The sequence below is a fragment of the Rhodococcus sp. 24CO genome, from assembly GCF_050586165.1.
Taxonomy (GTDB): Bacteria; Actinomycetota; Actinomycetes; order Mycobacteriales; family Mycobacteriaceae; genus Rhodococcus_F.
The window spans coordinates 468,251-492,641 of sequence record NZ_JAZFNF010000006.1 but is presented as its reverse complement, the minus strand read 5'-3'; the positions used below and the strand labels follow the sequence as shown (position 1 = coordinate 492,641).

25 protein-coding genes are annotated in these 24,391 nt (G+C 62.4%); 15 read left to right on the top strand and 10 right to left on the bottom strand.

Annotation, left to right across the window (positions count from 1 at the left end):
- Window positions 1-26: 26 nt before the first annotated feature.
- The gene (locus V2B23_RS17455) at window positions 27-254 is read left to right on the top strand and encodes a hypothetical protein (RefSeq protein ID WP_430951505.1); all 228 of its coding nucleotides are present in this window, start codon (window positions 27-29) and stop codon (window positions 252-254) included.
- A gap of 2 nt (window positions 255-256) precedes the next feature.
- Here the strand turns inward: V2B23_RS17455 and V2B23_RS17450 are convergent, their stop codons facing one another.
- The 3 genes from V2B23_RS17450 to V2B23_RS17440 form a co-directional block, all read right to left on the bottom strand.
- Entirely contained in the window at window positions 257-775 is a 519-nt protein-coding gene (locus V2B23_RS17450; RefSeq protein WP_430951504.1) for a GNAT family N-acetyltransferase, read from the bottom strand.
- 115 nt (window positions 776-890) lie between these two features.
- Complete coding sequence (locus tag V2B23_RS17445; RefSeq protein WP_430951503.1) at window positions 891-1,862, bottom strand: hypothetical protein; 972 nt, start codon at window positions 1,860-1,862, stop codon at window positions 891-893.
- A gap of 2 nt (window positions 1,863-1,864) precedes the next feature.
- Entirely contained in the window at window positions 1,865-2,461 is a 597-nt protein-coding gene (locus tag V2B23_RS17440; RefSeq protein WP_430951502.1) for a hypothetical protein, read from the bottom strand.
- Between the two features lie 125 nt (window positions 2,462-2,586).
- Between V2B23_RS17440 and V2B23_RS17435 the strand changes: the two genes are divergently transcribed.
- The gene (locus tag V2B23_RS17435) at window positions 2,587-2,967 is read left to right on the top strand and encodes a DUF1801 domain-containing protein (RefSeq protein WP_430951501.1); all 381 of its coding nucleotides are present in this window, start codon (window positions 2,587-2,589) and stop codon (window positions 2,965-2,967) included.
- 3 nt (window positions 2,968-2,970) lie between these two features.
- Here the strand turns inward: V2B23_RS17435 and V2B23_RS17430 are convergent, their stop codons facing one another.
- A complete protein-coding gene (locus V2B23_RS17430) occupies window positions 2,971-4,038 on the bottom strand; it encodes an alpha/beta hydrolase (RefSeq protein ID WP_430951500.1) in 1,068 nt (355 codons plus the stop codon).
- Between the two features lie 19 nt (window positions 4,039-4,057).
- On the opposite strand from V2B23_RS17430, the gene V2B23_RS17425 reads away from it, so the two are divergent.
- From V2B23_RS17425 to V2B23_RS17415, 3 genes are read left to right on the top strand one after another with little or no spacing between them, the layout of a single operon-like run.
- Window positions 4,058-4,822 carry an MBL fold metallo-hydrolase gene (locus V2B23_RS17425; protein ID WP_430951499.1) on the top strand — a complete coding sequence of 255 codons (765 nt, stop codon included), beginning with the start codon at window positions 4,058-4,060 and terminating at the stop codon, window positions 4,820-4,822.
- Window positions 4,819-5,475 (top strand): alpha/beta hydrolase family protein, encoded by a 657-nt coding sequence (locus V2B23_RS17420; protein ID WP_430951498.1) that lies wholly within the window; start codon window positions 4,819-4,821, stop codon window positions 5,473-5,475. Before V2B23_RS17425 ends, V2B23_RS17420 begins: the two co-directional genes overlap by 4 nt.
- Window positions 5,476-5,516: 41 nt before the next feature.
- Window positions 5,517-6,068 (top strand): SRPBCC family protein, encoded by a 552-nt coding sequence (locus V2B23_RS17415; protein WP_430951497.1) that lies wholly within the window; start codon window positions 5,517-5,519, stop codon window positions 6,066-6,068.
- On the opposite strand, the gene V2B23_RS17410 is transcribed toward V2B23_RS17415, so the two are convergent.
- A complete protein-coding gene (locus V2B23_RS17410) occupies window positions 6,035-7,093 on the bottom strand; it encodes a LacI family DNA-binding transcriptional regulator (RefSeq protein ID WP_430951570.1) in 1,059 nt (352 codons plus the stop codon). The genes V2B23_RS17415 and V2B23_RS17410 overlap by 34 nt on opposite strands.
- A gap of 135 nt (window positions 7,094-7,228) precedes the next feature.
- On the opposite strand from V2B23_RS17410, the gene V2B23_RS17405 reads away from it, so the two are divergent.
- Both V2B23_RS17405 and V2B23_RS17400 read left to right on the top strand, forming a co-directional pair.
- The gene (locus V2B23_RS17405) at window positions 7,229-8,401 is read left to right on the top strand and encodes an acyl-CoA dehydrogenase family protein (RefSeq protein ID WP_430951496.1); all 1,173 of its coding nucleotides are present in this window, start codon (window positions 7,229-7,231) and stop codon (window positions 8,399-8,401) included.
- Window positions 8,398-9,576 (top strand): CaiB/BaiF CoA transferase family protein, encoded by a 1,179-nt coding sequence (locus V2B23_RS17400; protein ID WP_430951495.1) that lies wholly within the window; start codon window positions 8,398-8,400, stop codon window positions 9,574-9,576. Before V2B23_RS17405 ends, V2B23_RS17400 begins: the two co-directional genes overlap by 4 nt.
- On the opposite strand, the gene V2B23_RS17395 is transcribed toward V2B23_RS17400, so the two are convergent.
- The gene (locus V2B23_RS17395; RefSeq protein WP_430951494.1) at window positions 9,545-10,543 is read right to left on the bottom strand and encodes an NADP-dependent oxidoreductase; all 999 of its coding nucleotides are present in this window, start codon (window positions 10,541-10,543) and stop codon (window positions 9,545-9,547) included. The genes V2B23_RS17400 and V2B23_RS17395 overlap by 32 nt on opposite strands.
- Window positions 10,544-10,655: 112 nt before the next feature.
- Between V2B23_RS17395 and V2B23_RS17390 the strand changes: the two genes are divergently transcribed.
- Window positions 10,656-11,558, top strand: coding sequence for an alpha/beta fold hydrolase (locus V2B23_RS17390; protein ID WP_430951493.1), 903 nt, complete (start codon window positions 10,656-10,658; stop codon window positions 11,556-11,558).
- On the opposite strand, the gene V2B23_RS17385 is transcribed toward V2B23_RS17390, so the two are convergent.
- Window positions 11,555-12,151, bottom strand: a complete 597-nt coding sequence (locus tag V2B23_RS17385; RefSeq protein WP_430951569.1) for a phosphoribosylanthranilate isomerase — start codon at window positions 12,149-12,151, stop codon at window positions 11,555-11,557. The genes V2B23_RS17390 and V2B23_RS17385 overlap by 4 nt on opposite strands.
- A gap of 139 nt (window positions 12,152-12,290) precedes the next feature.
- On the opposite strand from V2B23_RS17385, the gene V2B23_RS17380 reads away from it, so the two are divergent.
- Entirely contained in the window at window positions 12,291-13,592 is a 1,302-nt protein-coding gene (locus tag V2B23_RS17380; RefSeq protein WP_430951492.1) for an alpha/beta hydrolase, read from the top strand.
- 103 nt (window positions 13,593-13,695) lie between these two features.
- Window positions 13,696-14,925: an acyl-CoA dehydrogenase family protein gene (locus tag V2B23_RS17375; RefSeq protein ID WP_430951491.1), complete on the top strand. Its 1,230-nt coding sequence runs from the start codon at window positions 13,696-13,698 to the stop codon at window positions 14,923-14,925.
- Here the strand turns inward: V2B23_RS17375 and V2B23_RS17370 are convergent.
- From V2B23_RS17370 to V2B23_RS17360, 3 genes are all read right to left on the bottom strand, one after another.
- Window positions 14,922-15,713, bottom strand: a complete 792-nt coding sequence (locus V2B23_RS17370) for an alpha/beta fold hydrolase (protein ID WP_430951490.1) — start codon at window positions 15,711-15,713, stop codon at window positions 14,922-14,924. The genes V2B23_RS17375 and V2B23_RS17370 overlap by 4 nt on opposite strands.
- A 30-nt stretch (window positions 15,714-15,743) precedes the next feature.
- A complete protein-coding gene (locus V2B23_RS17365; RefSeq protein ID WP_430951489.1) occupies window positions 15,744-17,351 on the bottom strand; it encodes an ABC-F family ATP-binding cassette domain-containing protein in 1,608 nt (535 codons plus the stop codon).
- Between the two features lie 182 nt (window positions 17,352-17,533).
- On the bottom strand, window positions 17,534-18,088 hold the full coding sequence (locus V2B23_RS17360; RefSeq protein WP_430951488.1) for a hypothetical protein: 555 nt from the start codon (window positions 18,086-18,088) through the stop codon (window positions 17,534-17,536).
- Between the two features lie 160 nt (window positions 18,089-18,248).
- On the opposite strand from V2B23_RS17360, the gene V2B23_RS17355 reads away from it, so the two are divergent.
- The 5 genes from V2B23_RS17355 (at window position 18,249) to V2B23_RS17335 (ending at window position 24,389) form a co-directional block, all read left to right on the top strand.
- The gene (locus tag V2B23_RS17355; protein ID WP_430951568.1) at window positions 18,249-19,979 is read left to right on the top strand and encodes a penicillin-binding transpeptidase domain-containing protein; all 1,731 of its coding nucleotides are present in this window, start codon (window positions 18,249-18,251) and stop codon (window positions 19,977-19,979) included.
- A gap of 107 nt (window positions 19,980-20,086) precedes the next feature.
- Window positions 20,087-21,766, top strand: a complete 1,680-nt coding sequence (locus tag V2B23_RS17350; protein WP_430951487.1) for an NTF2-like N-terminal transpeptidase domain-containing protein — start codon at window positions 20,087-20,089, stop codon at window positions 21,764-21,766.
- Window positions 21,767-21,840: 74 nt separating this feature from the next.
- Window positions 21,841-22,749: an LLM class F420-dependent oxidoreductase gene (locus V2B23_RS17345; RefSeq protein ID WP_430951486.1), complete on the top strand. Its 909-nt coding sequence runs from the start codon at window positions 21,841-21,843 to the stop codon at window positions 22,747-22,749.
- Window positions 22,746-23,606, top strand: a complete 861-nt coding sequence (locus V2B23_RS17340) for an SDR family NAD(P)-dependent oxidoreductase (protein WP_430951485.1) — start codon at window positions 22,746-22,748, stop codon at window positions 23,604-23,606. The genes V2B23_RS17345 and V2B23_RS17340 overlap by 4 nt, the downstream gene beginning before the upstream one ends.
- Before the next feature lie 45 nt (window positions 23,607-23,651).
- Window positions 23,652-24,389 carry a sulfite exporter TauE/SafE family protein gene (locus tag V2B23_RS17335; protein ID WP_430951484.1) on the top strand — a complete coding sequence of 246 codons (738 nt, stop codon included), beginning with the start codon at window positions 23,652-23,654 and terminating at the stop codon, window positions 24,387-24,389.
- Window positions 24,390-24,391 lie beyond the last annotated feature (2 nt).

Genomic DNA, 24,391 nt, shown 5'->3' with positions numbered 1-24,391 from the left:
AGGACACGAGGAACTAAGGAGTGGTCATGGCAACTGAGGTGGAGTCCGGTGACCTCGTACAGGCAGCCGACCATGCGGGTCCGTGGACGGTAGTCGAAGTCCGGCAGGGTATGGCGTTGCTCGAACACGGTGACGGGCACAGGCTGTCACTACGGACGACCAGTCTGACTGTCGTGCGTAAGGGTGGCGGCAAGAAAATCGCCCCAACCGAAGGTACTTCAGACGAGGGTGTGTCGCCGACTCTGTTCGACTGACATCACGCTGCGTCGAACGGTGCCGCGTATTTGAAGGTGCCGACCTGATCCGGAGTGTGTGCAGACAGGGGGCGAATCTGGAAATGGGCACCCCACTCGACTTCCGGCGATTCGACGCCCACCTTTGTACTGGTCACAAACCCGAACCGTGGGTAGTACTCGGTGCTGCCGAGTAGTGCGAGCAGTGGCACGTCCAGAGCGTCCGCTGCGCCGATGACCGCGTGCATCAATGCAGAGCCGACGCCGGACCGTTGGTTTCCCGGTGCCACTGCCAGCGGGCCCAAGCCCACAGCCTCCACCTTGCCGACCCATCCCCGGGTTCCGATCACGAAGCCGAGGATCTCGCCGTTTGCCTCGGCCACCAGCGATAACTTCGGCAGGTACTCGTCGGAGGCAAAGAGTTGGCGCGTCAGTTCGATCTCGTACGGCGTTTCGCCCGGCGGTGCCTGATCCGCAAATGCCGCGTCGAGAAGTGAGTAGACGGCGTCACGGTCGGACGGGTATTCGCGGCGGATGTACATGAGGTACGAAATTACCCGAGGTGGCTGCCGTCGTGTGTCTCATTATTTCGGAGTTCATCGACTCTTTCGGCGATCTTTCGAAATGCTCTGTAAGCCAATGGCTTTCTTCAAGGAGTCATCGCGACAGCAGTTCGGTAATCGACGTGGGTATCTGACGGTAGCCGCCGAACCTGATGCGTTGGCAACCGTCGAGTTCGGCAAGAACTTGGGTTCCACCGGATCCGTCTGCTCGACGGAGATCGATCGACGCAACTTGCTGCGCGATCAGATCGCACGGTGGGGCGATGGGTGCTGCGGCCGCGGCGAGCATCAGCTCGACACTGTCTGTCGCGGTCAGGCGGATATGCGGGGATTCCTGGCCCAGGTTGTATCGGCATACCTGCAGTCGGTCGACGTCGTCGACGGGTGTGGCCAGCGGGCTGTCGAGAGGTGAGTATCCGGTGTTCTCGGAACGCACTGATCGCTCGACGTCGTCGTGGGTGGTGAGGTCGAACAGCGATCCGATCGAGTCTGTGCAGATTCCCGGATCGTCCGCGGAAACGGCGTCGATCGGGTGCTGCTGACGGCTGACCTCGTGCAAGGCATCCAGCGTTTCGAGGGGTGCGTCGTGGAATCCGCACGGTGACGACGGCCAAGCGGGACGAAATGCGTTACCCGAAGCGTCGACGAACCACAGGCCGACTGGAGCGATTTCCCGTATCGCGCAGTCTGCAGAGATGTTGTCGCGGAACCGGTGGGAGTCGGTTCGGAATGCTTCGACTGCCGCGGAAACGTCGCCTTCGAGGCGAACCGAGTCGATGGTCAACCCACCGGCGGAGTTTTCCCCGCGTTCGCACCGGATGAGCGCGATGGGCTCGAAATCCGATGGTGGATAGCCGGGTTCGGTGGTGCGCGGGATCTGTGAATCCACCTCAGCGAGCCCGCTGAGTGGCGTGGAGATATCGGGCGTAGTGCATTCCGCCTGGTCGACTACCGACGCCACCGCAGGAGTGAACGAGACTTTGTCGCTGCGCACGGAAAAGTACATCGATACCACTGCGAACGCGCTCACCGCGACGATGAACGTGACAGCCAGGAATTTGCGCATTCTCAGACCAGACCGGCGCGTTCGAGGAATGCCTTGGCGGTTACGGCATTCGGAAAAACGGCGCTCGCGGTGATGTGGAGCCCGCTGTCGGAGTTGGCATAGTCCGTGGTGCTGACGGCATCTCGATACTCGATGCGTGCGGCGGCAGTACGCGAACCGTTCTCGGTGATGAGTTCGGGCCGCTCGTTTTCGCGCCAGTCGATGAGCGTCTTACCAGCTTCGGTCTGGTTCACCCAGGTGATGAAGACGATGTTGTAGTCGTTTGAGATGCTCTGAGCGAGAGCTGATCCGGAGCCGACCGTGCAGAGCAGGTACAAGTCGCCGGTCGAGTTGAGTGAGCCCGGCGAGCAGATAACCTCCTCCGCCAGCGCCGGAGGGAACGTACCGATAATGGCTTCGGCACTGTTGTGGGTTCCACCATTCGTAGCGGTGGGTGATCCCGATGCATTGTCGATTTCACGGTTGTCACCGCCGAGTGAGAGGACCGCGGAGACGACTATGCCGATGGTGACGACCCCCGCGAGTACAGACCGAACCAACAACCCGCTTCGCGTCTTCGCTGACAGGGTTGTTGCTACTCGCATTCCGAGTGATGGCATCGCTGCATTATTCATCACGAAGTTCTGGGCGCGAGCACACACAACATATTTGCCGCCCGCCGCAAAGATGATCGGGCATACTCGAGTGACTGGGAGCGAGTCGATCGTGGAGAGGGTGACCGACCATGACAAAGGACGCAGCAGGGGGTTCGCCCTCGGAATTGATCGACGCGAGGATCGAGGAACTCGGTGACTGGCGAGGGGAGATGCTCGCTCGGATCCGGGCCCTGGTCAAGGCAGCAGACCCCGATGTGGTCGAGGAGTGGAAGTGGCGCGGGGTTCCGGTGTGGGAACACGACGGCATTCTCTGCACCGGTGAGACATACAAGAAAGCTGTGAAGGTGACATTCTTCAAGGGGGCGGCATTGGATGACCCGACGGGAATGTTCAACTCCAGCCTCGAAGGCAACACCAGGCGCGCTATCGACTTCAACGAGGGCGACACCATCGACGAGGAGGCCTTCACTGCCCTCATTCATGCCGCGATTGCACTCAATACGGCATAGGCTCTAGCTCAACAGTACTCGGAGCATTCCGCCTATTTCGACAACCGCTGCACGTGATCGCGGGCTGGGACCGAGAACGTTCACGAATCCGTGGATGAATCCGGGATAGCGCCGCGTGACAACGCGAACTCCGTTGTCACGCAGTAGATGTGCGTACAACTCGCCTTCGTCGCGCAGTGGATCGAATCCAGCTGTCACCACAATTGCCGGTGGCAGATCGTTGTGGCTTTGTGCGCGCAACGGAGATACCCACGGGTCCAGGCGATCCGAGTTCTCGCCGAGGAAACTGCGCTCGTAGAAGTTCATGTTTGCTTCGGTGAGGAAGAATCCCTCGCCGAATGTCGTTCGGGACGGCCTTCTCTCGTGAAAATCGGTGGCCGGATAAATCAACAACTGTGCTGCCGGAGACGGATACCCGTCATCGCGGGCCCGGAGCGCAACAACTGCCGACAGGTGCCCACCCGCGCTGTCGCCGCCGACAGCGATGCGAGCGGGGTCGACGGCGAACTCGGCTGCCCGCGAAACAATGTCGAGATACGACGCATAGGCGTCGTGCACTGGTGTGGGGAAAGGGAACTCGGGTGCAAGTCTGTACTCGACGGAGATGACCCTGGCCCCCGACGTTTCGGCTAACAGCCGGCACGGAGCGTCATGTGACTCGAGATCACCCTGAACCCAGCCGCCGCCATGGAAGAACACCAGCAGCGCCCCGGACTCGTGGATGGGCACGTAGAGGCGAGCACGAAGTGGGCCGTCTGCGCCCTGTACAGAGATGCCTTCCGTGCGCGCCGACGCCGGTCGACCGGCCATCAACATCGCCGTCCGAGTCAATTCGGCGCGGGCTGCGGCCAGTACCTGCGGTTCCGACGACAGCGCGGGCCGGGGACGGGCCTTGGCGAGAGTCAACAGCATATGGGCGTCGGCGTCGAGAGTGTGTCCGTCCCTGATCACCGGTGGGCCGGTAATGCGACGTTTCACTGCTGCAGGCAGCGCGAATGCTGCTGCGACCAGGCCTGCTTCGGCGAGGCCCCGCACGGTTCGATCACTGGCGCTGTTCCGGGATTCCGACACGTGGCGCACACTACCAATCATGAGTACTAAGGAACTGTCGATCACGCGGATCGACAACACGCACCTGGTTCGATGTGGGCACGCTAATTGGGTTCTCGTCGAGGAGGGCTCCGATCTCACGCTTATCGACGGTGGGTACCCGGCCAACGGCAGTGATGTGGAACGGTCCATCGAGCAGATCGGTCACAGCATCGGTGACGTGCGCGCCGTGCTTGTCACTCACGCCCATATCGATCACATCGGCGGGATCGCGGACATACTGACCCGCCATGACATTCCGGTGTTGATGGACCCGTTGGAAGTCCCTCATGCGCGACGTGAATACCTGCAACAACTGGGGCCGGTCAAGGTTCCGTTACTGCTGTGGCGCCGGGGCGCGCCGAAGTGGCTGTTCGACGTGATCGGCGCCGGTGCGCTGAAGGGCGCGAAACTGCCTCAGTCACAGGCTTTTGCGGAGGGTGGCGCCCTGGATGTTCCCGGCCGTATTGTGCCGGTTCCCACGCACGGGCATACCGACGGGCACAGCGCCTATCTGATTCCCGGCGCCGGCGTCATAGCTTCGGGTGACGCTCTGGTGACGGGGCATGCGACGTCGAGCCAGACAGGTCCGCAGTTCCTGGTGTGCCCGTTCAATCACCACCGGGCGGCAACGGACGAGGCGTTGGACGCCATTGCGGCAACCCCGGCCGGCGTCATCTTCCCCGGGCACGGACCGGCGTACGAGGGCACGATGACGGCGGCGGTCGAGCAGGCCCGGGCGGGCCGGACGAGGATGCGACCATGACCACTCTTGATACCGTCGACCGCGGTGAGCTGCAAGGATTCCTGCACCGGCCGGATGCCGACCCGATCGCGGCCTTGGCTCTCACCCACGGTGCCGGAAGCAACTGCGACACGGTGCTCCTTCGCGCTGTCGCCGAGGGTTTTGCCGAAGCCGGAGTGCAGGTTCTACGATTCGATCTTGCCTACCGGGTGCGCCGCCCGAAGGGGCCACCGCACCCGTCCCGTGCCGCCGAGGACCGATCGGGAATCGCCGATGTTGTTGCGACACTGCGCAAGGACTACCCGAGCGATGGACCTTTACTTCTCGGTGGGCACTCGTACGGTGGTCGCCAGTCCTCGATGTTGGCGGCCGAGCACCCGGATGTGGTGGATGGGTTGATTCTGCTGTCCTACCCTTTGCATCCGCCGAAGAAGCCGGAGAAACTGCGCACCGAGCACCTTCCTGCATTGACCACCCCCACGGTGGTAGTCCACGGTTCGAAGGACGAATTCGCGACGACGGACGAGATGCAGTCGGCACTTGACTTGATCCCCGCAGCAACGACGTTGGTGGAGTTCGACGGCGCCAAACACGACCTCGGGGTTACCAAGTTTCCCGTGGTCGAACAGACTGTCGCGGCGGCATTCGGACTCTTCGGAATCAGGCCACACTGACGCCGGTTGCTCCTGTCGATGGCACCTGGTGAGATCGAACTATGAGTGCCCAGCAATATCAGCCCAGTGCCCTGTCCGAAGTGACGGTCACCGTCGACGGCGACGACACGATTGTCACCTTCCCGAGAACGTTGCCTTATCCCGTGGATCAGGTGTGGTCTGCGGTGACCGATCCGGAAATGTTGGCCCAGTGGACTCCGTACACGGCTGACCGCAACTTGGGCAGCGTCGGCGACGTGGTGATCGCCATGCTGTCGGAGGACGGCGATCCGGAGATGTCGTTTCCGGCGTCCGTCCGCGTGGTCGACGAAGCTCGTCGGCTCGAACACGAATGGGGCCCGGACGAATTGATCTGGGAGCTCACTCCGGTCGACGGCGGAACCAGGGTGGTTTTGACGCAGCGTTCGCGCGCCGAGGGAATGGCTTCCGCGTTGGCTGCGGGGTGGCACCTGTGTTTCGACGTTCTCGACGGGCTGCTTGCCGGTTCGCCGTTCGGCCCGATCGTGGGAGAAAAGGCACGCGAGTACGGGTGGGACGATCTCAACTCGCGCTACGCCCGTCAGCTGGGGATCGAGGAATCCGAAGTTTGGTAGCGCGTTGATGCCCGCACCATCAGTTCAACCGGAAGTTTCACCGATTCGACACTCCGTCCTGCCATCAGGGAAAGCAGATTCTGCACTCCGGTTGCTCCGATCTTGCGGGCGGGTGATCGCACCGTAGTCAGCGGAACCGGAAGTTGTGAGACCACGGGAATATCGTTGTAGCCCACCAGCGCAAGGTCGTCCGGAATGCTCAGACCCAGATCGCGGGCAACGCCGAGAACGCCGATGGCAATGGTGTCGCTGACCGTGAAGATCGCGTCGGGGCGCGTCGGTGTGCTCAGCAGTTGGGTTGCTGCTCGAACGCCGCCCTCCACCTCGAAATCGGAGGCCACGATCCGGTGCGGCGGTAGTTCCAAGCCTGCTTCGGCGAGTGCGTCGCGGAATCCGGCGACGCGTTCGCGTGAAGTGCTGGCGTGATCCGGCCCCGCGATCACTCCGAGGGCGCGGTAGCCGCAGTCCAGCAGGTGTCTGCCTGCGAGGTATCCGCCGCGGCGGTCGTCGCCGCTGACATAGGGGAGCCCCACGTCGATGTGGCGGTTGAGGAGCAGAACCGGGAGCGAGCGGATGGGGAGTGAACTGACAAAATCGGTGCCGGGCAGGTGGATGCTGCTGAGCATGAGACCGTCGACCTGACGGCTGATCAGGAATTCGACGGCTTTGCGCTGGGCATCAAGATCGTCGGGCGGGCTGGACAGCAGAACCGAATAGCCGGCTGCCGTCGCGGCCTCCTCGATGCCGCCGAACATGGTGGCGACGACGCCGTCGGTGAGTCTCGGCATGACCACACCGATCGTTGTCGTTTTGCGTGTTCGCAGACTTGCTGCCCACAGATTTGGCTGGTAGCCGAGTTCTTCGGCGACCTGGCGCACACGCTGAGCCGAGTCCGACCAGCCGTCGACGGGTTCGGGCTGGCGCAGGACGCGCGATGCCGTCGAGATGTGAACGCCAGCCTTGTCTGCGATCTCACGCAGCGTCGGTGGGCGTCCGCTGCTGCGGGTCGACGGGTTCGGCGACATCAACTCGGGGCTCCTGAGATTCATTTCGGGGATTGACGTAATGCTAGGTCGGTCCTTACTCTAGGTGATGCAAACGATTGCACAATCGTTCTCGCATACCCGATGAAACCCCGTACGTACATCCTTGGAGGCAACGTGAGCACGCCGCAGTCCCTATCCGAACTGTTTTCCATCGACACGCTGCTCGACGCCGAGGAAATCGCGATCCGCGACACGGTGCGCGCGATGGTCGACAGCCGTATCCGTCCGAACATCGGCCAGTGGTTCGAGGACGCGGCACTGCCGGTGCGCGAGTTGGCGCAGGAGCTCGGATCGTTGGGTGTGCTGGGAATGCACCTCGAGGGGTATGGCTGCGCCGGGACGAGTGCCACCGCCTACGGTCTGGCCTGCCAGGAACTCGAAGCCGTCGATTCGGGTATTCGCAGTCTCGTCTCGGTGCAGGGTTCGCTGGCGATGTTCGCGATTCACCACAATGGCAGCGAGGAGCAGAAGGAAGAGTGGCTTCCGCGCATGGCGGCGGGTACGGCCCTCGGCTGCTTCGGTCTCACGGAACCCGACTTCGGTTCCAATCCCGGCGGTATGCGCACCAACGCGAAGCGTGACGGTGACGACTGGATTCTGAACGGCACCAAGATGTGGATCACCAACGGATCCGTCGCAGACGTCGCCGTGGTCTGGGCGCGAACCGAGGACGGTGTGCGCGGATTTGTCGTTCCGACTATCGCTCCCGGGTTCTCAGCTCCCGAAATCAAGAACAAGATGTCGCTGCGTGCGTCCGTTACCTCCGAGCTCGTGCTCGAGGATGTACGACTGCCTGCGTCGGCGATGCTGCCCAAGGCCCGCGGACTGTCCGGTCCGCTCGGTTGCCTCAACGAGGCCAGGTTCGGCATCATCTTCGGCTCGATGGGCGCTGCCCGCGACTGCCTCGAGACCGCAATCGCCTACGCCCGCGATCGACAGGTTTTCGACAAGTCGCTGGCTGCGTACCAGCTCACGCAGGCCAAGATCGCCGACATGGCAGTCGAATTGGGCAAGGGGCAGTTGCTCGCGATTCATCTCGGACGCCTCAAGGACGCCGGGACAGTACGTCCCGAGCAGGTCAGCACCGGCAAGCTGAACAACGTGCGTGAAGCCATCAAGATTGCTCGGCAGTGCCGAACGATCCTGGGCGCCAACGGCATCACGTTGGAGTATCCGGTGATCCGTCACGCCAACAATCTCGAATCGGTGCTCACGTACGAAGGCACCTCCGAGGTTCACCAGTTGGTGATCGGCCGGGCACTGACGGGTGAGGAAGCATTCCGGTGACAACGCCTGGCGCGCTGGACGGGCTGGTGATCGCCGACTTCGGCCGGGTACTCGCCGGACCGTACGCCACGATGATCCTGGCGGATCTTGGTGCCGAGGTGATCAAGATCGAGCGTCCCGGTGTTGGCGACGACACCCGCAGTTGGGGTCCGCCGTGGGTCGGTGAGGAGTCGAGTTACTTTCTCTCCGTGAACCGCAACAAGAAGTCGGTCACATTGGACTTGCGCGACGCTCAGGACCTGGAGGTTGCACAGGACCTGGTGCGCACGGCCGATGTTGTGGTGCAGAACTTCCTTCCCGGGACCATGGACCGGCTCGGATTGGGTTACGACGCTGCGCGGGCGATGAATCCGTCGATCGTGTACTGCTCGATCAGCGGATTCGGTGGAAACAACTCACTGCCGGGATACGACTTGTTGATTCAGGCCGTCGGCGGGTTGATGAGCATCACCGGGCCGGACCCGCGCTCGCCCACCAAGGTCGGGGTAGCGGTGGTGGACGTCATCACCGGACTGCATGCGAGTGTCGGAATCCTTGCCGCGCTGCGTCATCGGGACCGGACTGGTGAAGGTCAACACGTCGAGGTCAATCTGTTGTCCTCATTGCTCTCGGCGCTGGTCAATCAGTCGTCCGGCTACGTTGCCGCCGGGGTGGTTCCGCAAGCGATGGGTAACCGGCACCCCAGTATCGCTCCGTACCAACTGTTCGACACGGCTGATCGGCAGCTTGTCTTGGCGGTGGGAAACGATCGGCAATTCGCTTCTCTGGTAGACGTTCTGGGAATTTCTTCACTGTCGACCGACGTACGTTTTGCAACCAACCGTGATCGGGTTGCGCATCGCGAGGAACTTTGCGACGCAGTGACACTCGCGTTGGCGTCTCACACCGCCGACTTCTGGTTCGAGAACTTGACGGCGCGCGGTGTTCCGTGCGGTCCGCTCAACGATATTGCCGACGCGATGGCGCTTGCCGAACGCTTGAACCTCGATCCGATTGCCACCATCGATGATCCGCGCCGCGCGGCACCGATCCGGCAGGTGGCCAACCCGATTCGGCTCAGCGCCACTCCGGCCACCTACCGGACCGCGCCGCCTCGGCTGGGGGAGGATTCGGCTGTACCCGGTTCGGAAATACCCGAATCGACTACACCCGCAGAACCAGCTTTCCCGTGTTAGCCCCTGCGAAGAGGAGATTGAGGCTGTCACCAAAGGCATCGATGCCGCCGTCGACGATGTGTTCGCGGGCAGTCAACTGACCGCTCTTGATCCACTTCCCGATCTGTTCCTGCGCTTCGGAGTACCGATCGAGATAATCGAAAACCACAAAGCCGGCCATGGTTGCCCGGTTCACGAGGAGCGACAGATAGTGCGACGGGCCCGGCTGCGGCTCGGTGGCGTTGTAGCCGGCAATAGCGCCGCAGATGACAACGCGAGCGCCCAGGCGCAGGCGGGACAGTGCGGCGTCGAGGATTTCACCACCGACATTGTCGAAGTACACGTCGATTCCGTCGGGTGCCGCAGCGCGCAGGGCCTTGTAGACGGATTCGTTCTTGTAGTCGATCGAGACGTCGAACCCGAGTTCGTCGGTGAGCCAGGCGCATTTGTCCGGACCGCCGGCGATGCCGATCACCTTGCAGCCGTGGATCTTTGCTATCTGGCCGACGAGACTGCCAACGGCACCAGCGGCGCCGGAAACGACCACGGTGTCGCCGTCTTTCAGCTTTCCGACCTCGAGGAGGCCGAAATACGCTGTCACACCCGGGAATCCGAGTGCGCCGAGCCAGGTGGGCATGGGTGCGATCGATTCGTCGACGCGCGTGACATCGGTACCGTCGGAGAGTCCGTACTCGGCTGCGCCGAAAGCTCCGGCGACAACATCTCCGACCTTGAAGTCGGGATGTTGCGACTGCGTGATGTGACCGACGCCGTGAGCGCGCATGACGGAACCGAGTTTCACCGGCGGAACATACGACTTGACGTCGTTGAGCCAACCGCGCATCGCGGGGTCGAGCGAGAGATATTCGACCTTGACGACAAACTCGCCCGGCCCGGCTTCGGGAATGTCGGAGTCGACGTATTCCCAGGTGGAAGCGTCAGGGAGTCCCGTCGGGCGGGCGGCGAGGCGTACTTGGCGGTTCGGCATGTGTCCCTCTCGGTAGAACAATTGAACTTGAGACCGGATTCAATATAGGCGATGGTGTGGTTACAGGGGAAGGGCTCCGAAGGGATCGAGACGGGTGGGTTATGTTCAGGAAATGAGCAACACGAGCGTCGAAGAGGCGCAGCGCGCGCCGGAGTGGTTCACGAAGGCGTTGTCTACGCCCGCCGAGACAGGTTCGGTGGATGTCGAGGGTGCAACCGTACGATTCCGCGCCTGGGGACCCGTCGGACCGGGAATCGTGCTGGTTCACGGCGGTGCCGCCCACAGTCGGTGGTGGGATCACATCGGCCCGCAGCTGGCCGCTGATCGCCGAGTTGTCGCGCTCGACCTGACCGGGCACGGAGACAGTGGCACCCGCGAGAGTTACGGGCTGGCGATGTGGGCGCGTGAGATTGTCGAGGCCGCGCGAGCCGGCGGGATCGAGGGAAAGCCGATCCTGGTGGGGCACAGCATGGGCGGGATCATCTCGTTCGTGGCTGCGGATCTCCACGGCGACGAACTGGGTGGTGTTGTCATCATCGATTCGCCGGTGCGGGCATTGACCCCGGAAGAAGAAGCCAGCCGAAAGGAAAACGCCTTCGGTCCGAAGAAGCTCTACCGGACGCGTGAGGACGCGATGGCGCGCTTCCGCTTTGTTCCGGCGCAGGACACCGGATTGCCGTGCATCCGTGACCACGTTGCCGAGACCTCGATGGAAGCCGTCGACGGTGGTTGGTCGTGGAAGTTCGATCCGAGAGTATTTGTGCGCGAGGGTACGGGAAATGTCACCGATCACCGTCCACGTTGCCGCACAGCATATTTCCGAGCGGAGAACGGAATCGTCTCCGAGGAACTGATGGCGGACATCCGAATCCTGTTGGGGCCGGAATCCATCGTCGCGGAGATTCCCGAGGCCGGACACCATGTGATGATCGATCAGCCACTGCAGTTGGTTACCGGAGTGCGGACCGTGCTCGGTGCGTGGGCTGCGGCCGACAGATCGACAGCTCTGATCTAGGCTCGCGCGGCTGCTACGAATCTTTCGATCAACGCGTGGTCCTTGACCCCGCGCGAGGATTCGACGCCACTGGACACGTCGACGCCCCAGGCTCCGGTGGCGTCCAGTGCAGCGCGGACGTTGTCGGGGCCGAGACCGCCGGCCAGAATCCACTGGCCCGCGGGCCTGGACTGCTGCTGCGCCCAATCCCAGGCGATTCCGGAACCGGCGTCGGCTCCGTCGATGAGGAGTTCGTCCTCGCCCAGATCGAGGCTGTAGCCGTCGCGCACCCGGCCGGAGACGACGGCACGAATCACGGTGAGCCCCGCGTCGTGTAGTTGCTTGACCTGCTCAGGTGACTCGAGATCATGGACCTGGACATACGTCAGCCCCGTGGACTCGGCGATCTCGAGGATCTGGTCGATCGGGTTTCCGAGAAACACGCCGACAGCTCTGATGTTGTCGGGGACTCGGGCAATGAGGTCGGTGGCAAGCTCGGTGTCGACTTTGCGGACGCTCTCGGCAAACACAAAACCAATGGCGTCGACGCCGAGCCGGACGGCGAGGTCGACGGTATCGGCGTCGCGGAGGCCACAGATCTTGATGAAAGTCACCTGCTTCAGGGTACTAGCCATGCCCGAGAGCCCCTCGACCGTGGCGAACCCTCGATTACGGCTCTACGCTTTCGACGGGCATAGCTTTCGACGGAGATAGCTTTCGACGGACAGGCAGAGGCATGAAGAGAGGCGACACGTGGACTGGCTCTACCGGACGAGTGTGATCTCCGGGCCTGTGCCTGTGGTCCTGACGATTCTGGGTGTACTCGGTGGAGTGTGGTTGCTCAGCGGGAAGCCTCGGTGGTTCTACCGCTACGCGATCCCGGTGTGCGGTGTTGCCGCGCTGGTGATCATGGTGGCAGCGTGGATTCTGGTGGAGAAGGTTATCGTGCCTTTCCCCGATCCGATTGCGATGTCGATCTACGTGTGGATCGGTTGTGCCGTGTACGGGCTGTTGCTTCTCGGCCCGCGCATCAAAGCCGGGGGCAGTATCGCTAGCGCAGCGCTGTCCGTGGTGGCGGCGCTGATGATGGTGCTTGCGGCCGCGGTACAGATCAACCTCGAATTCTCCTCGTATCCGACGGTGGGAATTGTGTTGGGCCACGACGATTTCGACCGGATCGCGCTCGCGGACGTACCCGGTCCGACCGATCCCGTTGTCACCGGTGATCCCACGGATTCGGTCTGGAAAGCTCCGGAAGACATGCCGAATCGTGGCCGGGTGACGACTCTGCCTGTTCCCGGTACGATTTCGGGATTCACTGCGCGCGACGCCGAGGTGTATCTGCCGCCGTCGTACTTCACGAATCCTCGTCCGCTGCTTCCGGTTCTGGTCCTGATGGCGGGGCAACCCGGGAGCCCGCAGGACTGGCTGCAAGGCGGGAAGATCACCGCCACAATGGATTCCTTTGCCCGCGAGCATGCCGGTCTGTCGCCGATCGTCGTGATGGCCGACGCCACCGGCACACAGTTCGCCAACCCGTTGTGCACCGATTCGCCGGCAGGAAATGTGGCGACGTATCTCGCCAAGGATCTGCCGGCCGCAGTCACCTCGGCATTCCAGGTCGATACCAATCCCCAGGCGTGGGCCATCGGCGGACTTTCGTACGGCGGGACATGCTCGCTCCAGATGGCGACCAATTTCCCGGAAATCTACCCGACGTTCCTGGACTTCTCCGGGCAGGTCGAGCCATCGCTCGGTGATCGGCAACGGACGGTCGATCAGATTTTCGGCGGCGACGAGGCCGCGTTCGAGAAGGTCAATCCGATGGACATCATGGCGAACCGGAAGTTCCCCGATTCTGCCGGGATCGTTGTGGTCGGAACCGACGACAACGACTTCAAGTCCGGGCAGCAGAAGATCTACGACGCAGCCAAGGCAGCGGGAATGAACGTCAAGTATCTGGAACTGCCCGGAGGCCACAGTTTTGTCGTGTGGTCGGCCGCCATGAAGCAGGAATTGGAGTGGCTGTCGCAGCGGATGGGACTGATCGGCTGAGTTTGATCCGTTCAGTTCTACCCCACCAATTGGAACGTGTTCTATATTCGGAGGGAGGCTGCTTTCCCGGCAGCCAACCGTTCAGCGAGTGGAGTGCACGCACATGTACGAGTGGTCCGACACCGACCTGATGTTCCGCGACGCCTTGCGGGGCTTTATCGACAAGGAGGTGCGGCCTCACGTCGACGAACTCGAAAGCGGAGCGCTCCCGCCCTTCGACATCATCCGCAAGCTGTACTCGACCTTCGGTTTGGCCGACATGGCACGCGAGGGCCTCGAGAAGTCACTTGCCCGCGAGCGTGGTGACGCACCGGCAGGTGACGGTGAGAGGGGAAGCGCTTTCAGCGGGGCCGGGAGCATGGGCGTCGTGCTCAACAGTGAACTGGCCGGCGTCAGCCTGGGCCTGGTCGCGTCGCTGGGCGTCAGCCTCGGGCTCGCGGCCGGAACGATCCGCAGCCGCGGCACCCTCGCTCAGAAGGAACGTTGGCTGCCCGGACTGGTCACCTTCGAGACCGTCGGCGCCTGGGCGATCACCGAACCCGACTCGGGATCCGATGCCTTCGGCGGCATGAAATCCTATGTTCGCCGCGACGGCGACGACTACATCCTCAACGGCAACAAGACGTTCATCACCAACGGACCGTACGCCGACGTCACCATCGTCTACGCGAAACTCGACGAAGGTGACTCCTCCGTCGACCGCCGTGATCGCAAGGTGCTCGCGTTCATTCTCGACAAGGGTATGGAAGGGTTCACCCAGAGTCCGCCGTTCAAGAAGATGGGCATGAACTCCTCACCCACCGGCGAGTTGTTCTTCGACAACGTCCGCATCACCAAGGACCGCCTCCTCGGCGAAACCGAAGACAGCGGAAAATCCGACGGAAAGTCCAGTGCCAAGGAAAGTTTTGCCGCCGAACGCATCGGCATTGCGTCCCTGTCCCTCGGAATCATCAACGAATGCCACCGGCTCTGCATCGATTACGCGAAGTCCCGCAAACTGTGGGGCCGCGAAATCGGACAGTTCCAGCTCATCCAACTCAAGCTCGCCGAGATGGAAGTAGCTCGAATCAATGTGCAGAACATGGTCTTCAACGCGATCGAGCGAACCGCAGCCGGCAACAAGGTAACCCTGGCGGAGGCGTCGGCTATGAAGCTGTACTCCTCGCGCGCGGCAACCGAAGTTGCCATGGAGGCCGTCCAGTTGTTCGGCGGAAACGGCTACATGGCCGAGTATCGCGTCGAGCAGTTGGCCCGCGACGCGAAGTCGCTCATGATCTACGCCGGCAGCAATGAAATCCAGGTAACGCACATCGCAAAGGGGCTACTCGGCTAGTGCCGGCGCAGAAACGGAATCAACGACGCTAGTACAGCGTCGGACGCCACGACGGCGCTGGCGTGGTCGGTGCCGTCGATGACAGTCAACGAACAATCCGGGATCAGGGACGCGGCGTGCTCGGTATCGGGCCGCCGCTCCCGGTCCTTAGACCCGACGAACATCAATGTCGGAGTGATCATCTCGCGAAGTACGCTGTCGTCGATACCCGGTTCGACGTCGGACCGTCGCATGTACGCGGCCAGAGCGAGTGGATCGTTGCGACGAAACGCCGCCGCGGTCTGCGGATCAACCGGCTTGCCGCGCCTGGCGCCCCAGCCGTCGAGAAAGCCCTCGATTCCGCCCTGCTCGAGGGCGTCGACGCAGCCCGGGAAGAACAGTGCGTCGAACGCGCCGGTCATGGGCCGGCTGCTCCCACCGCCGACGGTCAACGACCGCACCCGTTCGGAGTGCTCGATGGTCAACGACAGTGTCGCGCGCCCGCCGAACGAATACCCCAGGACGTGGGCGGGTTCGAAAGGTGACTCGGTGTCGAGGATCTCGAGGAGATCGCCGACCACCAGATCCATCGCGTAAGAATCGGACGTGTGGGGCTTCTCGCTGCGACCGTGCCCGCGCATGTCGACCAGGATCATCCGGTACCGATCCTGCAGGGCTTTGACATACCCGAAGCCGCGCCAGATCGAATGCGACAGAGCGCTGCCGTGAACCATCAGCAGGGGGATACCCGTCCCCACGACCTGGTACGAGATCCGGGTACCGTCGACGGGGTTCCTCGCGTCCTGCATCACCGATCCATTATGGACGTGCGAATGGCGTCATTGCCATTCGGGATCGATTTCCTGAATTCCGTTCTCGTCCATCCTGATCCACCGGGTGATGTTGATCTCCCGCAGGAACGGCAGATCGTGGCTGACAACAACGAGTGCACCCCGGAAATCGTGAAGCGCTTGCGTGAGATGGGCAAGGCTGGGGAGATCCAGATTGTTGGTCGGCTCGTCCAGGATCAGGAGCTTGGGTGCGGGCTGCGCGAGAAGGATGGTCGCCAACGCCGCCCGGAGTCGTTCACCGCCGGACAGTGCGGACGCCGTCACGTCGGAATCCGTTCCACGAAAAAGGAATCGAGCCAGTTGGCCACGAATTTCCTCGCTGGTTGCGTGTGGCGCCGCCAGTGCAACATTGTCCGCCACCGACAGATTTTCGTCGAACACGTCCAACCGCTGACGCAGTGCGCGGCAGGGAACAAATGGCTTGTCCTCCACCAGGGCGTCGAGAAGAGTTGTCTTCCCAATTCCGTTGGGTCCCACAATTGCGATCCGTTCCGGACCGGTGACATGCAGCGATACAACCTGGCCGCTGCGCAGCACAGCATCCTCGAGCGTCACTACCTGCTGGCCCGGATGTACCTGTGTATCAGGAAGATCCAATCGTATTTCGCGATCGTCGCGAAGTAACTGCTCCGCATCGGCAAGAGCGGACTTCGCGTCGTCGACCTTGCCGATATGGTTGACCGACAGTTTTCCCGCCGAAACTTCGGCTTTACGCTTGCGGGTCTGCGCCAGGATCGGCGGTAGCCGCTTTTCGTCTTGGATCTTCTGGCCGTATCGCTTACGTCGATCCAGTTTGATTCGCGCCTCGATCAATTCTCGGTTCTGCTTTGCCAGATCGGTTTTGGCGTCGCGAACCGCGGCCAAGGCGTTTTCCTGTTCCGCCGTGGTCACCTCCTGGTACAGGGAGTAGTTGCCGCCGAATGTACGAAGATTTCCGCGACGCAGCTCAACGGTGGATTCCATGCTGTTCAACAACTCCCGGTCGTGGCTCACGACCACGACGGTGCCGGGGAATTGTTGGACGGCGGCGTGAACCCGGGCGCGTGCCAACCGGTCCAGATTGTTGGTCGGCTCGTCCAGTAGCAGTACTTGCGGATTCTTCAGCAGGGCCGCGGTAAGGCCGAGGAGTACCGTCTCGCCGCCGGACAGTGTGCCGACGGTGCGCCCCAAGGCTTCGATGTCAGGTACGACGCGTTCGAGTCCAAGGCGGTGCAGCGTCGAGATGGCGCGTTCTTCGATGTCCCAATTGCCTTCGACCAAGGCGAAGTCCGCTTCGGTACCCTCGCCGCTTTCTATGCGGTACAAGGCAATACGTAGATCACCGATATCCAGGATGTCATCGACTCGAACATTCGGGTCGAGGGTGATGTCCTGGCGCAGGTAGCCGATCTCACCGGAAGCGTGGACGGAACCGGCGTCGGGTGTCAATCGGCCGGCGATCACGCGCAACAGCGTGGACTTCCCGGATCCGTTCAATCCCACCAGACCGACTCGGCCGCTGGGGAACACAAAGCTCAGACCTGCGAAGACAGGCTCGCCGTCTGGCCAGGTGAACGTGAGGTCGGACAGAGACAGAGAGGAATGAGAGTGGGTCATGTGAACTCCAGAGGGTGCGGGGACCACCCGGCTCAGCCGAAACTGATGGGTGTGGATGCCTTCGCGTAATGAACCTCTAGATGAGCAACGGCCCGTTTCCTGTTCTTTGGGGGATGATTCGACGTCGACGCTACTCGATGACCGTTGATGGAGGCAATCGAATTAACGTGTGATGTGCATCGTCAGATCTTCGGTCCCTCCGTTCTCAGATCGTCGACCTTCTTCATCGCGTCCCGCAGTTCTGCGAGCCACTGTTCGCTGTGCTGACCGGCCAGGCGGACTGTCCACTTGAGTGCGTCGGCCCGCGACCTGGCGACACCCGCGTCAACCAACGTGTCGAGTACCTTGCGCTCGGGTTGACGCAACCGCGTCATCACCGGAACCGCGAGATGTGTGAACAGGACTGTCTTTTCGTCGAGTTTCACACCCCATGCCACCTTCCGGCCGTATCGGGCCTCGGCTTCGTCGGCGATGCGCATGCGATCGGCGCGCGTGGTTTCACGGAAGCGAGAGATACGACCTTCCGCTGCCGCGGACCCGCCCTCGACGGGTGGTAGTTCCCCGATCACAACGATCTCCTCGCGGTCCACCTGGACATCGGCCGGGCCGGTGAACCAGGTGTCGGGAAGCCTGCCGGCAAACCAGTCGACTGCGTCCCCCGCGTCGGGAACCGATGCTTGCTGCCAACCACCCGGGCGTCCGAATCCGCGTTCGCCGGGGCCGTGTGAGTTTTTCATGACGTTCTCCTGAATGTCGTCGGAGCATTTATTGCTCTGATTACATGATTACACCGATAGTCCAGCGTTCGCCACAATTTCGGGCATGATCGAGAAGGTGCGCCCATCGAGAGTTGACATCCGCCGCCCGTTGATCCGAAAAATCACCGTGTTCTCGGTGATGGGAGTAGCCGCCGCGAGCAGTATCGTCGCGTGCAGTAGTGGCCCTGACCAGCCACGATCAGTGGCCGAGCAATTCGCGACTGCCCTCACCGACGACGATGTGTCGGCAGCGGCAAACCTGACTACCGATCCCGCGGCAGCCTCCACCGCGATCACCGCCATGATCGACGGACTGGGGAAGGACGAGGGAACGTTCACAGTTTCCGAGGCCGAGCAATCAGGCGATGACGCCGGCACCTTCACTCTTGATGCGGCCTGGAACTTCGGGGAAGGCCAAGACTGGACGTACTCGACACACGGAAACGCATCGGCCAGTGGCGATCAGTGGTTGATCGAGTGGGATCCGGCATTGCTCGCCCCGGATCTGAGGGCGTCGACCACCGTGCGCTACACACCCACTACCGGTGCACCGCCGTCGGTTCTCGATTCCTCCGGGCAGCCGATCATGGAGCAACAGGTGGTGACGCTGGTCAACCTCGAGCCCACAGCTGATGTCGCGGCCGTTGCGGCGCTCATCTCCCCGGTTGCCCCGACAATCACGGCAGATTCGTTGCGCAGTGACCTCGCCGCGGCTGCCGGAAAGCCGATTACGGCCATCACCCTTCGCGCGGAAGACCTTGCACCCATTGAAGATCGGTTGGCTTCCCTGCCCGGTGTAACGCTTGCCCCACAGGCGAGGTTGCTGTCCGTCGACAAGGCTTTGACGTCGCCGACCTTCACCGGACTGAGCGACCTGTGGCAGGAAGGCCAGGACAAATCCTCGGGGTGGGCAGTGCAGATGGTGAAGGAGAACGGGACGGCCACCACCATCGCCGGACAGGACGGCCCGGTGGCGCCGAACATCGCAACAACAATCGACCGAAACCTTCAACTGGGTGCGGAGAACGCACTCGCCGGGGTGGCCCAGCCTGCTGTGATCGTGGCGCTGCAACCGTCGTCCGGCGCTGTTCTTGCCGTTGCCCAGAACTCGGCCGCCGATGCCCAGGGCCCGATCGCGCTCACGGGTCTGTATCCGCCCGGTTCGACTTTCAAGACCGTGACAACGTCGGCGGCGCTGCAAGCCGGAGTGGCGACACCCGACACGATCCTGCCGTGTCCGGGGACCGAGAACGTCGAGGGACGACAGATTCCCAACGACGACGAATTCGATCTCGGCTCGGTGCCCCTGCACACCGCGTTCGCGCATTCGTGCAACACGACGATGGCGCGCCTAGCCGTCGGTCTGCCCGCGGACGCACTGCACAATGCGGGACTGCAATTCGGATTGGGCATCGACTACGTCACTCCGGGCCTGACGACGGTGACCGGCACTGTGCCGGACGCGAACACTCCGGCCGAACGCGTCGAATCGGCGATCGGGCAGGGAACTGTCACGGCCACGCCGTTCGGGATGGCGTTGGTCGCGGCATCGATCGCACACGGTGAAACGCCGTCCCCGATGCTCGTGAAAGGGCAGCCGGGGGTTGCCGATCAGACCGTGGCGCCCACTCCGGCGGTGGTGACCGAACAGTTGCGGACCATGATGCGTGAGACCGTCACCGGAGGTACCGCGACGACTCTCGTAGACATCGACGGACTGTTGGGCAAGACCGGAACAGCGGAAGTTGACGGCGGTCCCGCGCATGGATGGTTTGTCGGAATCAAGGGAGATCTGGCGTTTGCGGTTTTTATCGCCGGGGCAGACAGCTCCGCTCCTGCGGTGCAGGTCGCAGGTACTTTTCTGCGGTGAAACCTGATTTCGATTGCAGTTCGATGACACCGCCGTGGCTCAACCGTGACACGTTCGTAGGAATCCCGTGCTTGTTACTGCTGTGACAGAAGTGAAGAGTTGCACCAATGGGGCCCGGAGCACAGAAAAGCAGCCGCGGAAAATACGTCATTGCTTCGATAGCTGCTGTTGTCATGACAGTGGCACTCGCGTCGTGCGTCGTCGGGGGAGAGAAGGAAACTGACGCCGCGACGGTCGTCGAAGATTTTGTCACCGCACTCAACAATCACGACGTCGACGGGGCCGCCAATCTCACGTCGTACCCCAATGCCGCACGCGCATCCATTTCGCAGATGTTCGACGGATTGGAAGCACGTTCCACGGACTTCGACGTCGCCCAGGTCATCGACCTCGGAAGTGACTCCGGATTCTTCACCCTCGACGCGGCCTGGAACTTCGGCGAAGGCAAGGACTGGACATACCAGTCGCAAGGTGAGGTCCGAGACCTTTCCGTCGGTTGGCGAGTGTCCTGGGATCCGTCGGTCATCGTCCCCGGCCTCGGCAGCGGACGCAACGTCGACTACACCCGGACCGACGCCGCCCCGCCCAAGGTGGTCGATGCAGGCGGGACTCTGCTCATGAACGAGCAGACCATCAACGCCATCACTCTCGACCCGGCATCCATGCCTGATCCCGTCGACTCGACGCGCCGACTCGCGAAAGTCATCGAACCCGTCGCTCCGCTGGTGACCAGCGAATCGATGCTCGCTGATCTCGCGGCACACCCGGGGCAGTCGATCACCGCAGTGCTCCTGCGCGACCCCGACTATCTGTACCTCGAAAGTGACTTCGCCATCCCCGGAGTTGTGGTGGTGAAGACGCCCAAGCTCATTGCGTCGGATCGCCGGATCAACTCGCCGCTCCTGGACCCGTTGCGTACCGCGTGGCAGGCAAACCGCGACGCCACCGCAGGGTGGGCAGTCAATCTTGTCGACCAAAACGGAGCAGCAGTCAAACAAGCCGGCTTCCAGGGACCTCCAGGCCCCGACGTTGCCGCGACCATGGACTCGCACACGCAACTCGCGGCAATCGAAGCTGTGGTGAGCGCCGGAACGCCCTCGGCGATTGTTGCGATTCGACCTTCGGATGGCGCCATTCTTGCTGCCGCGCAGAATAATCAGGCCATCGAGCAGGGGCCGATCGCCTTCACTGGGCTTCGTCCGGCAGGCGGCGCACTCGACCTCGTCCGATTGGCGTCGTCGATGCAGAACGGCGTCGAGCCGCGCGCCGTGTCCGGCGAGCAGCTGGCCGACACGGCGCGGCAACTCGGTCTGGGCAACGGATTCCACATTCCCAGCCTCGAGCAGCAGACGGCCACGTTTGCGTCGGATGGTTCCGGCGGGAACGAGTCGGTGAACAACATCGTGGCTAATCGGACATCCTCCGGTGCCGGTGAACCTCAGGTCACGCCGTTCGGTATGGCTATGCTCGCGGCGTCCATTGCCCGTGGCAGTGCGCCGACGCCGATGATGGTGTTCGGTCAGCCCGCTACCGCCGATGCCGCGGCGTCAGCGCTGCCCGAGGATGTGACCAACCGACTCCGTGATTCGATGCGCGGCGCGGGTGGCCTGGTCGGATACCCGGATTTGATCGCTGCCGGTGCGGCAAGTGGTGACGATCGCTGGTTCTTCGGATCACGTGGTGACCTGGCTTTTGCTGTCTTCGTCGCTGATGCCGACGGCAATGATCGGGCACAGCAGATGACGGAGAAGTTGTTCCAGGAGCTGGCCAAGCCTGCCGACAAATAATGAGAGCGTGACTTTCAAATATGTAATCGCTATTCTCATCTCTGGAAGAGTATCTGCCAGAGAGGGCGCACTCGGTGACATTGCGATTCATTTACCACTACCCGGAAATAAGCGGTCTGGACGGAGACGTCCTTGATCCAGGGCCGTTGCGGGACGTGGCTGTTACCGCCGAGCGGGCAGGATTCGACACTCTGTCACTCAGCGAGCATCCGATACCCGGCGCAAAATGGCTGGCGTCGGGAGGACATCAGACACTCGATCCGTTTGTCGCCCTCGGCTACGTCGCCGCGGCAACCGAACGACTACGACTGCTGACCTATCTGGCGGTGGCGCCGTACCGAAATCCCTTCTTGCTGGCCAAATCCGCGTCGACCCTCGACAAACTGTCCGGCGGCCGCCTCACCCTCGGACTCGGAACGGGATATCAGAAGAGTGAGTTCTATGCTCTCGGAATCGATTTCGACGAGCGCAACGAACTCTTCGACGAGGCGCTCGACGTGCTCCCGCTGCACTGGAGCGGCGAACCGTTCACCTACCGCGGAAAGCACTTCAGCGCCCTCGACGTCATCGCCCGGCCGAGACCGGTCCAGAATCCGATCCCCATCTGGATTGGCGGCAACTCCAAGCTGACTCGTCGCCGAGTAGCCGAGCGCGCGCAGGGATGGATGCCGATGTCCGGTGGGGCAGAGTTGAGCGCTACCGCCCGAACACCCACTCTCGGATCGGTTGATCAGATCGGTGGCCACATCACCGAACTCCGAAATGCGGCGCTCGCCGCCGGACGCGCCGAGCCCATCGACGTTGTGTACTCCTATCACGGCGACGGGATTCAGACGCCGACAGTCGAATCCGATCGACACCGCGAAGTGTTTGCCGACCTCGAAAAATCAGGCGTCACCGCGGTGGTGGTTTCCGGTCCCATCGACGGGTTGGCCGCCACCGTCGAATTCCTCGAAGCGTTCGGGTCTACGTACCTGTCATGAGCGCACGATGGTTCGAAGATCGAGCCGGGTTCGACGGATGCGTAGCCGTCATCACCGGCGGCGCCGGTGGGCTCGGCAGTGCGATTGCCGCTGATCTTGCCGAGAACGGAGTGCGGCTAGCCGTCGTCGACATCGACGCGGCGGCGGTCGAGCGTCTGCGTCGTGAGTTGGCGGAGGGTGGATGCGACGCCGTCGTACATCATGGTGACGCGCGTGATCCAGACGTGTTGAATGCTCTGTTCGCGGCCGCTCACGAGCGGTGGGGCAGGCTCGACATCCTGGTCAACGTCGTCGGTGGCACCTTCCGAACACCTTTTGCGGAATCGACACCGAAGGGGTGGGACGCGCTTCTGCGCACGAACTTCCACCACGTCCTGCACGCATGCTTCCTCGCAGTGCCGATGATGAAAAGTGGTGGCAGAGGCGGCAGCATCGTCAATGTGACAACCATCGAAGCCCACCGCGCGGCACCTGGTTTTGCCGTCTACTCTGCGGCAAAGGCTGCCGTCGAGCAGTTTTCGCGGACACTGGCCGTCGAACTTGCCCCGGACCGGATTCGTGTGAACAACGTTGCACCGGACTTTGTCCCGACACCAAATCTTGCTCAATTCGGCAGCGGGGACCATTCGATGGCAACCCCGGTGGGTGCTCGGGTGGCCATACCCATGGGACGCGTCGGGCATGTCTCCGACGTGTCGAACAGTGTCGTCTTTCTTGCCTCCGGGCTGTCCACCTTCATCACCGGGACGACACTCCATCCCGACGGCGGAACATTGGCGTCGTCCGGGTGGTTCAACTGGCCTGACACGGGTTGGGCGAACTACGCACCGACCCGGTTTCTGGAGGGGCACGCGTAGACGCGTGGCGCGGGCGAGAATCCGCGCCCGGTAGGTTCATGTGCTGTGAACCTGCTCGATTTCCTCTTTCTTGTCGTAGCGGGATTCTTCAGCGGTCTGGTCGGCTTTGTCACCGGACTGGCGTCCATCGTGTCGTACCCGGCGTTGCTCAGTGTCGGGTTGTCGCCCGTCAGCGCCAATATGACCAACACCGTGGCACTGGTGGCCGTCGGCGTCGGCGCGCTGGCCAACTCGTCGCGCGAAGTTGCCGAGACGGGACCGAAACTTGTTCGCTGGTCTCTGTATTCGGCCGCGGGCGGCATCATCGGTGCGTTGATTCTGTGGCTGGCGCCGGAGGGTTCGTTCGAATCGGTTGTGCCGGCGATGGTTGCGTTTGCGGCGCTGGCATTGCTGCTTCAACCGAAGATTCGTGAACTGTCCGGCGGCGGCGACCGTCCGGGAATCTACTCGGCGGCCCTGTTTGCCGTGGCCGTGTACGGCGGGTATTTCGGTGCGGGTGCCGGCGTCATCTTTCTGGCCGCAACCCTCATCCTCACATCCGAAACGGTGTGGCGGGCCACGATTCTGAAGAGCTTTTTCCTCGGCATCGCGAATCTGGTTGCCGCCCTCATCTTCGCTTTTTCCGGGCAAGTGCACTGGGTGGCCGCGCTGGCCATGGCTCTCGGCGCGTTGGTGGGTGGTTGGTGTGGACCACCCGTCGTGAAGAAAATCCCGCCATCGGTACTGCGGGTGGCAGTAGCGATAGCGGGATTCGCTTTGGCGCTGTGGCTGTGGGTCAAATAGCG